The following is a 13,668-nucleotide window of genomic DNA, read 5'->3' as shown; positions in this document are numbered from 1 at the left end:
TGTTATGGGTTTGTATTTTTATATTTTTTAAGGAATGAGCTTACACTGCAAAATACATTATTTGCAGTGTGGTTAATGATAAAAATGATATTTAGGAATTAATTAAAAAAAATGAATAACCATTCATGGCATAAAACGATAACCGATTCCGGTTTCGGTAATGAAATGGCGGGGGCGGGCGGGATCTTTCTCCAGTTTCTGTCGCAGGTGACCCATATAAATACGCAAATAGTGACTGTGCTCGACGGCGTTCGGGCCCCAGACCTGGTTCAACAGCTGCCGCTGGGTGAGCACTTTGCCCGCATTATTCAGCAACACGGCCAGTAAGCGAAACTCAATCGGCGTCAGGTGAATTTCTTTTTCATCACGGTGGACAAGGTGTGCTGCTAAGTCCACTTTTATGCTGGAAAAGTGCGCGATGGGGTCAGAAGAAGAGCCGCTGGCGTGACGGCGCAGCGCCACGCGTAAGCGCGCCTGTAGTTCGCCAATGCCGAAGGGTTTACTCAGGTAGTCATCGGCGCCCGCATCCAGCGCAGTGATTTTATCGCTCTCCTCGCTGCGAGCAGAAAGCACAATCACCGGAATTGCGCTCCATTGTCGCAGGTCGCGAATAAAATCGATGCCGTCGCCGTCAGGCAGGCCAAGATCAAGGATGATGAGATCGGGTTTCCGCGTGGCGGCTTCCAGCAACCCACGGCTTAGCGTCTCTGCTTCGTACACGCGCAGCCCGTCGCTTTCCAGCGCGCTGCGCAGAAAGCGGCGAATAGCCTGTTCGTCTTCAACAATCAGAACGTTGGTCACATATCCTCATGAAAATCTTCAAGTTCAGGCGCAGTTTCCTGCGGGAGTGTAACACGGAAACAGGCTCCGCCCTGCGGGCGATTGTGGGCGGAAATCGTTCCACCGTGCACTTCAACAATCGCCTGGCAAATAGCCAGCCCCAGCCCAACGCCCGGTACGGCAGACTCTTTATTTCCCCGGGCAAATTTGTCGAAGATGCTTTTCTCCTGCCCGTCAGGAATGCCGGGGCCATTATCCCAGACGTCAAGCTGAAGATGTTCGTCTTCAATATGGGCATCAATGCCGATCTCCGCCTGTGAACCGGCGTATTTGACGGCGTTTTCCAGAAGGTTGATCAGTACCCGTTCAAACAGCGGGCCGTCAACGTGTACCAGCGTCAGCGGCGCTGGCAGCGACAGGTTAATGGGGTGGGGTAGCCCCGGCTCCAGCATTTGCAGGGCGCTGCCGACAACCTCTTCCAGCGTCAGCCACTCTTTTTTAAGATTAAATCCACCGGACTGAATGCGCGCCATATCCAGCAGGTTATTCACCAGCCGGGTGGTGTTGAGAATGTGCTGGCGGATTTCGCTGGCCTGGCGCGCATGTGGCGATCCTTCACTTGCCAAATCCAGGGTTAAAATCTCCGCCTGACCAAACAGCACCGTCAGCGGCGTGCGCAAGTCGTGGGAGAGGGCGGCGAGCAGGGCATTGCGAATGCTCTCGCGCTCGCTGGCGAGTCGGGCCAGCTCTTCACTGGCGGTAAGCGTCAGACGCTCCAGCGCGCTGGCGACCAGCAAGGTGAATGTTTCCAGTAGCCGCTGTTGCTCCGGGATCATCAACTGACGAAGATTCCCCGGCTCGACCACCACCAGTCCATGCGTTTTATCGGCGCTTTTTAACGGTAAAATTTGATACGGCACGCCGGGCAGGGTATCTGTGCCCGCCCCGGCCGGCTGGCTTTTGTCAAAGCTCCACCGGGCGATGGCGTCATCCCACGGCGTTATGCCCTGCTGGTGGGTCAGCGGCGTCAGCGTGCCGTTTTCATCCGGCAATAACACCTGGCTGCGGGCCTGAAACGTGGAGGCGATAAACTGTTCGCTGGTGGCGGCGATATCCTGCCTGCTTCGCCCCACCGCCAGCGCTTTGGACATCTCGTACAGATGGCGCGTGCGCTGTTCCCGATAGCGGGCAACCCGCGCCTGATAGCGCACGCCCGCCGTCAGGTTACCAATCACCAGCCCCACCGTCAGCATCACGGCGAAGGTCAACAGATACTGCACATCGGAAACGGCAAGCGTGCCGCGAGGAGCAATAAAAAAGAGATCGAAGCTGGCGACGTTAATAAAGGTTGCCACTACCGAGGGCCAGCGCCCATAAAACAGAGCGATAATCACCACGCCCAGCAGATACAGCATCACCAGGTTAGCGGCATCAAAGGCGACCATCCACTGTACGGCGATGACGGTGGTCACTGCGCAAAGGGCGATCGCGACCAGGCAGCCCTGTATCTGCACCCGCCACTTATCTTTGAAGGCACGGGTATCCGGTGTCTGATTCAACGGGCGAGTCGGGGGATCATCAAGGGCGACGACCACCTGATCGAGATCCGGCGCCTGTTTCGCCAGGCGATCGGCAAACGAATCTCTGCGCCACCAGCGTCGCGTTGCCGGGCGACCCAGCACAATTTTGCCGAGGTTATGTTCCCGGGCGTAACGCACAACCGCTTTTTCTTCGGCGGGATCGGAAAGCGTGGCGGTTTCTGCGCCCAGCTCCTGCGCCAGACGCAGGGCGCTTAAGATGGCGCGCCGCTGCTTTTCCGGCAGGCGATGCAGCGCCGGGGTTTCGACATACACCGCGTGCCAGACGCTGCCGAGGCGGGCAGCCAGCCGCGCGGCGGCACGCACCAGTTTTTCACTGCCGGTGTTGTGCCCGATGCACAGCAGAATGGCGTCGCGGGTATGCCACACTTTCTCTTCGCCCGGATGGCTCCGCCAGGCGCGCATTTGATCGTCCACCCGGTCGGCCGTGCGGCGCAGCGCCAGTTCACGTAGGGCGATCAAATTGCCTTTGCGAAAGAAGTGCTCAATGGCGCGTTCAGCCTGACCGGCAATGTACACCTTACCCTCTTTCAGACGCGCTCGCAGATCGTCAGGCGGCAGGTCGACCAGAACCACCTCGTCGGCGGCATCGAAGAAAGGGTCTGGCACGGTTTCACGAACCTGAATGCCGGTCACGCCGCTGACCACATCGTTGAGGCTTTCCAGGTGCTGGACGTTGACGGTGGTAAAGACGTCAATACCCGCTTCCAGCAGTTCTTCGATATCCTGCCAGCGTTTGGGATGGCGCGAGCCTGGCGCATTACTGTGCGCCAGTTCGTCCATGAGAATAATCGCCGGGCGACGGGCCAGCGCCGCGTCGAGATCGAACTCGCTGAGATGGCGTCCGTGACGCGTCTGCCGTTTTAGCGGCAGGATGCTGAGGCCGTCCAGCAGCGCAGCGGTCTCTTTACGCCCGTGGGTTTCCACGACACCCGTCAAAATATCCAGCCCTTGCGCCCGCAGTCGCTGCGCCTCAGCCAGCATCGCCCAGGTTTTCCCGACGCCTGCGCAGGCGCCGAAGAAGATTTTCAGTTTTCCCCGGTGTGGTGCGGCGGTCTGTTCCAGCAGGCGATCGGGGTCAGGGCGTAGCGGTTCTTCATTAACCATCAGAGCTTATCCAGCGCTAAATTGAGTTCCACGATATTGACCACTGGCTGGCCGATAAAACTCACCAGCGGCTTTTGCGTATATTCTGCGACCAACTGCGTCACGGCTTCAACGCTGAGATTTCGCGCTTTGGCGACGCGCGGGATCTGCCACGCCGCCGCTGCTGGCGTCAGGTTATTGTCCAGCCCGCTGGCGGAGGCGGTGAGCAGTTCCACCGGAATCGTCGTGCTGGCGTCCGGGTTAGCGGCCCGCAGCGCCTTCACCCGCTGCTGCAACTGTTTATCCAGCACCGGGTTGCTGACCGCCAGATTACTGCCGCCGGAAGCCATGGGATTATAGGGCATTTCCGCCGTTGCTGACGGGCGTCCCTGAAAATAGCCGTCGGCGGTAAAATTCTGCCCGATAAGCGCAGAGCCGCGCACGAGACTGCCATCAACAATCAGTGAACCGTTAGCCTGATGCGGGAACCACCATTGCCCCAGCGCGGTGGTAAGCAGCGGGTAAATGCCGCCGGTTAGCAGCGTCAGAAACACCAGCGTTGATAATGCAGGACGTAATCCACTCATTATAAACCTCACACCAGACCCAGCAGAGTCAGCAGTAAATCAATCACTTTAATGCCGATAAACGGCACAACCAGACCACCCAGGCCGTAGATCCACAGGTTACGGCGCAGCATGGCAGAGGCCGAAAGCGGCTTATAGCTCACCCCTTTCAATGCCAGCGGGATCAGAAAAACGATAATCAACGCATTGAAGATCACCGCGCTGAGGATTGCGGAATTCGGCGAATGCAGACGCATAATGTTCAGCGTATTCAACTGCGGGTACGTCGCGGCAAACGCCGCCGGAATGATGGCGAAATATTTCGCCACGTCATTGGCGATACTGAACGTGGTGAGCGAACCGCGCGTCATCAGCATCTGTTTACCGATATGCACCACTTCGATCAGCTTGGTCGGGTTGGAATCCAGATCCACCATGTTACCGGCTTCTTTCGCTGCCTGAGTACCGGAGTTCATCGCCACCGCCACATCAGCCTGCGCCAGCGCCGGTGCATCGTTGGTTCCATCGCCGGTCATCGCCACCAGGCGACCTTCAGCCTGGTACTGGCGGATCAACGCCAGCTTGGCTTCTGGTGTGGCTTCCGCCAGGAAATCATCCACTCCGGCTTCGGCGGCAATCGCCGCTGCCGTCAGGCGGTTGTCGCCGGTGATCATCACCGTTTTGATGCCCATTTTGCGCAACTGGGCAAACCGTTCCTTAATCCCGCCTTTGACAATATCTTTCAGCGCGATAACGCCCAGCACGCGGGAACCTTCCACCACCACCAGCGGCGTGGCGCCAAGACGGGCGACGCTATCCACTTTTTGCTCCACGTCAGCGGGGAAGTGACCGCCGCTGGCTTCAACGTGGCGGCGAATGGCGTCCACGGAACCTTTACGGATCATTCGGTTATCAATGTTGATGCCGCTCATCCGGCTTTGCGCGGTAAAGGGAACAAAGGTGGCATGGCGCGACTGCACATCGCGCTCGCGCAGATTAAAACGCTGTTTGGCGAGAATGACGATGCTGCGGCCTTCCGGCGTCTCGTCGGCCAGCGAAGAGAGCTGCGCCGCGTCGGCCAGCGTCTTTTCATCCACGCCCTGAGCGGGCAGAAAGTCCGAGGCCTGACGGTTGCCGAGGGTGATGGTGCCGGTTTTATCCAGCAGCAGCACGTCCACGTCGCCTGCGGCTTCTACCGCCCGCCCACTGGTGGCGATGACGTTTGCTCCCAGCATTCGACTCATCCCGGCGACGCCGATCGCCGAAAGTAATCCGCCGATAGTGGTGGGGATCAGGCAAACCAGCAGGGCGACCAGCACCGTCACGCTGACGGCATGGCCGCCCCAGGCGGAAAAGGGCCAGAGCGTGGCGGTTGCCAGTAAAAAGACAATAGTCAGGGCAATCAGCAGAATGGTCAGCGCGATTTCGTTTGGCGTTTTACGGCGCTGCGCGCCTTCCACCATCGCGATCATCCGGTCAAGGAAGGTTTCGCCGGGATTCACGCTGCATTCGATGACCAGCCAGTCGGAGAGAATACGTGTTCCGCCGGTCACTGAGGCAAAGTCGCCGCCGGATTCACGAATCACCGGCGCGGACTCACCGGTAATGGCGCTTTCGTCCACCGATGCGCCGCCTTCAATGACCTCGCCGTCGCAGGGAATAATATCGCCCGCTTCAACCAGGACGATATCCCCTTTACGCGGCTCATCGGCAGGGAGGCGATCCGCCTGCGCGCCATACTTTGGTTCACGCAGTTTGCGGGCAAATGCCGTTTTCTTCACCCCTTTCAGACTGCTGGCCTGCGCTTTGCTGCGACCTTCCGCCAGCGCTTCGGCAACGTTAGCGAACAGGACGGTAACCCATAGCCAGAGGCTTATCGCGCCAGTAAACCGGGGATTCCCTGGCATCTGCCCGGTTGCCATCGCCACCGTGATAAGGGTCGTCAGCAGACTGCCGATCCAGACAATAAACATGACCGGATTGCGCCACTGGGTATGTGGGCTTAATTTTTTCACGGCCTCGATCAGCGCCTGAGCGACCAGTGAGGGCTCGAACAGCGCCAGTTGTTTGCGACTCATCACCATGTACTCCGCTTCGCTCAATATAAAGAGAGGTGTTCAGCAACCGGCCCAAGCGCCAGCGCGGGAATAAAGGTCAGTGCGCCCACCAGCAACACCGTACCGATTAGCAGGCCGACAAACAGCGCGCCGTGCGTCGGCAGTGTGCCGGGGCTGGCCGGCTGGCGCTTTTTACCGACCAGCGATCCGGCAATTGCCATGACCGGGATAATCACCCCGAAGCGACCGACAAACATGCAGAAGGCCAGCAGGCAGTTCCAGAAGGGCGTGCTGGCGTTCAGGCCGGCAAAGGCGCTGCCGTTGTTGTTGGCCGCCGAAGAGACGGCGTACAGCACTTCGCTAAAACCGTGTGGGCCGGGGTTGAGCATTCCGCTACGGCCGGTTTCGGTCATCATCGCCAGCGCCGTACCGAGCAATACCAGCGTCGGGGTAATCAGAATCGCCAGAGCGGTCATTTTCATTTCGCGCACGTCGATTTTTTTACCCAGATATTCTGGCGTGCGGCCAATCATCAGCCCGGCGATAAATACGGCTAACAATACGAACAACAGCATGCCGTACAAACCCGAACCGACGCCGCCAAAAACCACTTCGCCGATTTGCATCAGCCACATTGGCACCATGCCGCCCAGCGCGGTAAAGGAGTCATGCATAGCGATAACCGCCCCGCAGGAGGCCGCCGTGGTCACGACGGCGAACAGGCTGCTGACCAGCACGCCAAAGCGACTCTCTTTGCCTTCCATATTGAGGCTGCTGTCGGCGCCAAACTTCAGCAGATGAGGATTGCCCTGGACTTCCGCCGACATCACCACGGCGACGCAGACCACGAAAATGATCGACATCGCCCACAGCAGCATCTGCCCCTGACGGCGATCGCCTGACGCATCGCCAAAGGCAAAGCAAAGCGCGGCGGGAATCAAAAAGATCGCCAGCATCTGTACCATGTTGGTTAATGCGCTCGGGTTTTCAAACGGATGCGATGAGTTGGCGTTGAAGAACCCGCCGCCGTTGGTGCCGAGCATCTTTATGGCTTCCTGTGAAGCTACCGGCCCCATCGGCAAAAGCTGTTTCACACCTTCAACGCTGGTGAACGGTTGATAGGGCAGCAGGTTTTGCAGTGCGCCCTGCTGGATGAAAAGCAGGGCGATTAACAGGGCGAGCGGCAATAAGATCCACAGCGTAATGCGCACCAAATCCATCCAGGCGTTGCCCAGCGTATCCATGTTCTGGCGCGTAAAGGCGCGGATCAGGGCGAAGATCACTGCGATACCGGTAGCCGCCGACAGGAAGTTCTGTACGGTCAGTCCCGCCATCTGGCTGAAGTAGCTTAAGGTGGTTTCCCCGCCGTAGGACTGCCAGTTGGTATTGGTGACAAAACTGATGGCCGTATTGAGCGCCAGATGCCAGGAAAGACCAGGCAACTGCTGCGGGTTCAGCGGCAGCAGGTTTTGCCCCAGCAGCATCAGAAACAGCACTGCCAGACCCAACAGATTCAGGGTAAGAATGGCCAGCAGATACTGTTTCCAGTCCATTTCCTGCGTCGGTATCCCCAACCCGCGCCATAGCAGACGCTCTGCGCTGGCGGTGCCTGGCAGGGGAATGTCGTTGATAAGTCGCGCCAGACCCACGCCTAAAGGGCGGGCGAGCACGAACAGGATCAGTAAAAAACTGGCTGTCAGTAAAAATCCCTGGGCCGCCATCAGAATGCCTCCGCATTAATCAGGGCATACACCAGGTAACCCAAAAGTAAGAAAATCAGCATGATGCCGATGATTACGCCTGCACTCACGGTGCACCTCCAGTGGTTTTTCTTCTGATATGCGGAGGGTAATTTTTTGCCTGCAAAGATTTCGCAAAAATCGGCGCGTAGGGTGTAAAAAAAGTATAAAAATGGAAAAGACCATCATTTAACTAATGATTAGTATTAATTTAACTTTTATGTAACTTAATTACAGGGCGAATGTAAATAAACCTTAAATAGACAAAAATAAGTGGTCGGATGAGTAGTAAAATTACACGCAAAGCGGTACTATTTTCAGCAGATAACCAATTTGACTTTACCGGTGATGATTACCGGCCAGATAAAGGGGAGAAAGGTATGGAACTCTATAAAGAATATCCAGCTCATGTTGTTTTGTTACGCCGCACTCTCGCCGTTGTGGCTGGGGTTCTGGCGCTGCCGGTCATGTTGTTCTGGAAAGACCGTGCTCGTTTTTACAGCTATCTGCATCGCGTCTGGTCGAAAACCAGCGATAAACCGGTGTGGATGGAGCAGGCAGAAAAAGTGACCTGCGATTTCTACTGATATACAGCATCGTCCGAGAAAACCGCCAACAGAAATGTGGCGGTTTTTTTTTATACGTTATGCCGGATGGCGGCGATGCCTTATCCGGCCTACAGATAGTGCCACGCTGTAGGCCCGGTAAGCGTAGCGCCACCGGGCGTAAGAAATGTGGCGGTTTTTTTTATACGTTATGCCGGATGGCGGTGATGCCTTATCCGGTCTACAGATAGTGCCACGCTGTAGGCCCGGTAAGCGTAGCGCCACCGGGCGTAAGGAAGGAATGTGGCGGTTTTTTTATACGTTATGCCGGATGGCGGCGATGCCTTATCCGGCCTACAGATAGTGCCACGCTGTAGGCCCGGTAAGCGTAGCGCCACCGGGCGTAATGTCATTCAGGACTCAACCGCCAGCGGGCGGTTTCTGAATTTGAGTGACTGATACAGCCAAATCAGCAGTACCAGCGCCACGCAGGCCAGCGCTCCCCAGGTTATCTGGTCGAACACATCGATATAGGCATTGATGGCGTAGTTGATCGCGCCGCTTGCATCAAACGCGCTCTGCGAGGTCTGATCGGCAATGACGCCAGCCAGATAGTTGGCGATTGCGCCGGAGAGCAACATATAGATACCGGTCAGAACGCCCGTCACGCCAGGGATCTCAATACGTGTAATCTGCGACATTGCGACCGGGTCGATGAACAACTCGGCAAAACCCATTACCGCCAACCCTAAGGTCATCAGTGGCATAGAAGAGTGACCGTAGGCGGCAGATAACCGGGCGCTTACGGTCAGAATGCAGAATCCGGCGCTCATCAAACCGAGGCCCAGGGCGAATTTCCCCCAGATCCGCACGGTACGGTTGCCGCCCATACTCTCCTTAATCAGCCAGGCCAGCACCACGCCGCACAGCATGACCGCGAAGGCATTCACTGACTGGAACATCGCCGTCGGTACTTCGTAACCCAGAATCGTACGGTTCACAAATCGGTCGATGTACAAACTGATGGAACTGCCGCCCTGTTGGGCGAACGCCCAGAACAACATGCTGAAGAAGGTGAGAACCACAATCAGCCCCAGCTCTTTACGCTGTTTTTGCGTCTGTGCCTGACGGTAGATTTTTGTCAGCACCGCAAGACCAATGACGGTGGCGACAATCAGCGCATAGACCGACCATTCTTTCCAGAACAGCACCGTGATCAGCAGCGGCGCGGCGACCAACAGCACCAGCAGCCAACACCAGTTGGGCAGAACAAACGTTCTGGCGTGCAGCGCGGCTTTATTCACCCCAGTGGTGTGGGCGAAATGGCGATTGCCGCACAGGAAGATAATTAACCCGGCGATCATGCCGATGGCGGCCAGCGCAAAACCCATCGCCCAGCTGTACTCTTCCTGAACATAACCACAGGTGATAGGGGCAACGATCGAGCCGATATTGCCGGCGGCATACAGCAGTGAGAATCCCCCATCGCGGCGTGGATCTTCCGGTTTATACAGCTCACCCAACAGGCAACTGATGTTGGATTTGAACAGACCGTAACCGCAGACGATGATCGCCAGCGACAAATAAAGGAAGGTCGGCGCGATTTCACTCGCCCCCAGCACCAGATGCCCAACGGCCATCAAAAATGCTCCCAGCATGACCGCCATGCGATTACCAAGCACTTTATCCGCCAGATACCCGCCGAGAATCGGGGTGACATAGACCAGCGAACAGTAAGCGCTGAACAGCGCATACGCATGGTTATCGTCGTATTTTAGCTGGTTGGTGAGGTAGAGAATCAGCAGGGCGCGCATGCCGTAAAAGCTGAAGTATTCCCAAATTTGCAGTGCGACGACGTAATAAATGGCGCGCGGTTGAGAAGATGGTTTATTCATTGTGATTCCGGGATGGATGTCACACCGCAAAAGAAATCCGCGGCGTGAGAGTGTTTCCTTAAAGTTATAACTTCGATACAGATCTGATTATTTTTGCAATATGCTGTCTGATTGCATAAATATACATGAATCAGATCGAGTAAGGGTAAGCATTTTGCGTCTTAAAACGGCGTGATTGTTTCTCAATGTGTCGAAGAAATGGCTATCGACGAAGTGACGGGAGAACGCTATTTTAACGTAGTGCACATATGAAGAAGGGAGCGATGATGAAAAACACCGAACTGGAACAACTGATCAATGAAAAGCTGAACAGCGCGGCCATCAGCGATTACGCGCCGAATGGCTTACAGGTTGAAGGCAAAGAGACGGTGCAAAAAATCGTGACCGGCGTGACGGCAAGCCAGGCCTTACTGGATGAAGCGGTACGCCAGCAGGCTGATGCGGTCATCGTTCATCATGGTTACTTCTGGAAAGGGGAATCTCCGGTCATTCGCGGTATGAAACGCAATCGGCTGAAAACGCTGCTGGCGAATGACATTAACCTCTATGGCTGGCATCTGCCGTTGGATGCGCACCCGGAACTGGGAAACAACGTGCAGCTGGCGGCGCTGCTTGGCATTACCGTGATGGGGGAAATCGAGCCGCTGGTGCCGTGGGGAGAGTTATCAATGCCGGTGCCGGGGCTGGAACTGGCCTCGTGGATTGAAGCGCGCCTGGGGCGTAAACCGTTATGGTGCGGCGATACCGGGCCGGAAAAAGTGCAGCGTGTGGCCTGGTGTACCGGTGGCGGGCAAAGTTTTATCGACAGCGCCGCGCGCTTTGGCGTGGATGCGTTTATTACCGGCGAGGTCTCTGAACAAACGATTCACTCCGCCCGCGAACAGGGGCTGCATTTCTATGCCGCCGGACACCACGCCACCGAGCGCGGCGGCATTCGCGCGTTAAGCGAATGGCTGACTGAAAATACGAGTCTGGATGTGACCTTTATTGATATTCCCAATCCGGCATAAAGCATAAAACACGAGAGGGACGAAAGTGCAACGAGCGCGTTGTTATCTGTTAGGTGAAACGGCGGTGGTGCTGGAGCTTGAGCCGCCGGTCACGCTGGCATCCCAGAAACGCATCTGGCGACTGGCGCAGCGTCTGGTCGATATGCCGAATGTTGTTGAAGCAATTCCGGGTATGAACAATATCACGGTGATCCTGCGCGAGCCGCAGACGCTGGCGCTGGATGCGATTGAACGTTTGCAGCGCTGGTGGGAAGAGAGCGAGGCGCTGGAGCCTGATTCACGCTTTATCGAAATTCCCGTGACCTACGGCGGCGAGGGCGGCCCGGATCTGGCGGAGGTGGCGCGACACAGCGGATTAAGCGAAAAGCAGGTAGTTGAACTGCACGCTTCAGTGGAGTACGTCGTCTGGTTTTTAGGTTTTCAGCCGGGCTTCCCGTATCTCGGGGGCTTACCGGAACAATTGCACACGCCAAGGCGGGCAGAACCGCGCCTGATTGTTCCGGCGGGTTCCGTGGGGATTGGCGGCCCGCAAACCGGGATTTACCCTCTGCCGACGCCGGGTGGCTGGCAACTAATCGGCCATACGTCGCTGAAGCTGTTCGACCCACAGCGGGATGAGCCCATCCTGTTACGTCCGGGCGACACCATACGCTTTGTCCCGCAGAAGGAGGGGGTATGCTGAACATTATTCGCGCGGGTATGTACACCTCGGTGCAGGATGGGGGACGACACGGCTATCGTCAGTCCGGTATTAGCCATTGCGGCGCGCTGGACAAACCGGCGCTGCATATCGCAAACCTGCTGGTGGGGAATGACGCCAGTGCTCCGGCGCTGGAGATTACGCTCGGCCAACTGGTGGTGGAATTTGAATCCGACGGCTGGTTTGCATTGACCGGCGCCGGGTGCGAGGCCCGTCTGGACGACCAACCGGTCTGGACCGGCTGGCGGCTGCCGGTGAAAGCGGGGCAGCGTCTGGCGCTGAAGCGCCCGCTCCACGGAATGCGCAGCTATCTGGCCGTGGCGGGCGGCATTGACGTGCCTGAAGTGATGGGGTCGTGCAGTACCGACCTGAAGGTCGGCATTGGCGGGCTGGAAGGGCGCTTGTTAAAAGATGGCGATCGGCTGGCGACAGGAAGATCGGAACGCCAGTTCAGCGGCCCGCAGGGCGTTAAACAGCTGCTGTGGGGGAACCGGATTCGCGCGTTGCCTGGCCCGGAATACCAGGAGTTTGAAGCGGCCTCGCAGGAGGCGTTCTGGCGCTCGCCGTGGCAGCTTAGCCCGCAAAGTAACCGTATGGGCTATCGTTTGCAGGGGCAACCGCTGAAACGTACCACCGAACGTGAGTTACTGTCGCACGGGCTGCTGCCGGGCGTTATTCAGGTGCCGCATAATGGTCAGCCGATCGTGCTGATGAACGATGCCCAGACCACCGGCGGCTACCCGCGTATCGCCTGCATCATTGAGGCGGATATGTATCATCTGGCGCAGATCCCTCTCGGGCAACCGATCCATTTTGTTCAGTGTACGCTGGAGGAGGCGCTTAAGGCGCGTCACGATCAGCAGCGTTATCTGGAACAGTTAACATGGCGACTCAACGATGAACATTGATCTTAACGCAGACTTAGGAGAAGGGTGCGCCAGCGATGCGGCGTTACTGCAACTGGTGTCATCCGCCAACATCGCCTGCGGATTTCACGCGGGCGATGCGCAAACCATGCTGGCGAGCGTGCGCGAAGCGCTGAAAAACGGCGTAGCGATTGGCGCGCATCCCAGTTTCCCTGACCGGGAAAATTTTGGCCGCACCGCCATGACGTTACCGCCGGAAACCGTCTACGCCCAGACGCTGTACCAGATCGGCGCGCTGGCGGCGATAGCCCGCGCGGAAGGCGGCGTTATGCGTCATGTCAAACCGCACGGTATGTTGTACAACCAGGCGGCGAAAGATCCACAGCTGGCGGATGCCATCGCCAGAGCGGTACATGCCTGCGATCCGTCGCTGATTCTGGTCGGGCTGGCGGGTAGCGAACTGATTCGCGCAGGCGAGCATTATGGCCTGACGACGCGTCAGGAGGTTTTTGCCGATCGGGGGTATCAGGCTGACGGCAGCCTGGTGCCGCGAACCCAGCCGGGCGCGCTGGTAGAAGACGAAGAACACGCGTTGGCGCAAACGCTGGGCATGGTGGAATCCGGTAGAGTGAAAAGCATTACCGGTGAATGGGCGAACGTTGTGGCGCAAACGGTATGTATTCACGGCGACGGCGAGCACGCACTCGCTTTTGCCCGTCGTTTGCGCGCGGCGTTTGAAGAACGCAGTATCAGGATTATGGCATAACCAATAACCAGGCTGACACAGTGCCCGAAGAGGCGCTGTGCAAATAAAAACAACGCAACA

General features: G+C 57.2%; 12 protein-coding genes. 5 read left to right on the top strand and 7 right to left on the bottom strand.

Going from position 1 to position 13,668, the window contains the following annotated elements:
* Window positions 1–123 precede the first annotated feature (123 nt).
* Genes kdpE through kdpF form a run of 6 tightly spaced genes read right to left on the bottom strand, consistent with a single transcriptional unit; the run spans window position 124 to window position 7,897 of the window.
* Window positions 124–801, bottom strand: coding sequence for a two-component system response regulator KdpE (gene kdpE / locus OGW17_RS14810; protein ID WP_071259738.1), 678 nt, complete (start codon window positions 799–801; stop codon window positions 124–126).
* Entirely contained in the window at window positions 798–3,485 is a 2,688-nt protein-coding gene (gene kdpD / locus OGW17_RS14805) for a two-component system sensor histidine kinase KdpD (protein WP_071259736.1), read from the bottom strand. The genes kdpE and kdpD overlap by 4 nt, the downstream gene beginning before the upstream one ends.
* The gene (kdpC, locus tag OGW17_RS14800; protein ID WP_071259733.1) at window positions 3,485–4,051 is read right to left on the bottom strand and encodes a potassium-transporting ATPase subunit KdpC; all 567 of its coding nucleotides are present in this window, start codon (window positions 4,049–4,051) and stop codon (window positions 3,485–3,487) included. Before kdpC ends, kdpD begins: the two co-directional genes overlap by 1 nt.
* Window positions 4,052–4,059: 8 nt before the next feature.
* The gene (gene kdpB / locus OGW17_RS14795; protein ID WP_071260123.1) at window positions 4,060–6,108 is read right to left on the bottom strand and encodes a potassium-transporting ATPase subunit KdpB; all 2,049 of its coding nucleotides are present in this window, start codon (window positions 6,106–6,108) and stop codon (window positions 4,060–4,062) included.
* A 20-nt stretch (window positions 6,109–6,128) separates the two neighbouring features.
* Window positions 6,129–7,808, bottom strand: coding sequence for a potassium-transporting ATPase subunit KdpA (gene kdpA, locus OGW17_RS14790; RefSeq protein WP_071259730.1), 1,680 nt, complete (start codon window positions 7,806–7,808; stop codon window positions 6,129–6,131).
* Window positions 7,808–7,897, bottom strand: a complete 90-nt coding sequence (gene kdpF, locus OGW17_RS14785; RefSeq protein WP_047458128.1) for a K(+)-transporting ATPase subunit F — start codon at window positions 7,895–7,897, stop codon at window positions 7,808–7,810. Before kdpF ends, kdpA begins: the two co-directional genes overlap by 1 nt.
* 309 nt (window positions 7,898–8,206) lie before the next feature.
* Here kdpF and OGW17_RS14780 point away from each other — a divergent pair, with 309 nt between their 5' ends.
* A complete protein-coding gene (locus tag OGW17_RS14780; protein ID WP_024130535.1) occupies window positions 8,207–8,413 on the top strand; it encodes a YbfA family protein in 207 nt (68 codons plus the stop codon).
* A gap of 371 nt (window positions 8,414–8,784) precedes the next feature.
* Here the strand turns inward: OGW17_RS14780 and OGW17_RS14775 are convergent, their stop codons facing one another.
* Window positions 8,785–10,266: an MFS transporter gene (locus OGW17_RS14775; RefSeq protein ID WP_071259727.1), complete on the bottom strand. Its 1,482-nt coding sequence runs from the start codon at window positions 10,264–10,266 to the stop codon at window positions 8,785–8,787.
* 266 nt (window positions 10,267–10,532) lie between these two features.
* On the opposite strand from OGW17_RS14775, the gene ybgI reads away from it, so the two are divergent.
* The 4 genes from ybgI to pxpA are packed head-to-tail and all read left to right on the top strand — an operon-like array spanning window position 10,533 to window position 13,608.
* Window positions 10,533–11,276 (top strand): radiation resistance protein YbgI, encoded by a 744-nt coding sequence (ybgI, locus tag OGW17_RS14770; protein WP_024130534.1) that lies wholly within the window; start codon window positions 10,533–10,535, stop codon window positions 11,274–11,276.
* Between the two features lie 25 nt (window positions 11,277–11,301).
* On the top strand, window positions 11,302–11,958 hold the full coding sequence (pxpB, locus tag OGW17_RS14765) for a 5-oxoprolinase subunit PxpB (protein ID WP_071259723.1): 657 nt from the start codon (window positions 11,302–11,304) through the stop codon (window positions 11,956–11,958).
* On the top strand, window positions 11,952–12,884 hold the full coding sequence (gene pxpC / locus OGW17_RS14760) for a 5-oxoprolinase subunit PxpC (protein WP_012133297.1): 933 nt from the start codon (window positions 11,952–11,954) through the stop codon (window positions 12,882–12,884). Before pxpB ends, pxpC begins: the two co-directional genes overlap by 7 nt.
* Entirely contained in the window at window positions 12,874–13,608 is a 735-nt protein-coding gene (gene pxpA, locus OGW17_RS14755) for a 5-oxoprolinase subunit PxpA (RefSeq protein WP_047458118.1), read from the top strand. The genes pxpC and pxpA overlap by 11 nt, the downstream gene beginning before the upstream one ends.
* Window positions 13,609–13,668: the final 60 nt, after the last annotated feature.

This window comes from Citrobacter sp. CK181, from assembly GCF_030333595.1.
Lineage (GTDB): Bacteria > Pseudomonadota > Gammaproteobacteria > Enterobacterales > Enterobacteriaceae > Citrobacter_B > Citrobacter_B koseri.
The sequence above is the reverse complement of the archived record's forward strand: the minus strand, read 5'-3'. Positions and strand labels throughout refer to the sequence as shown.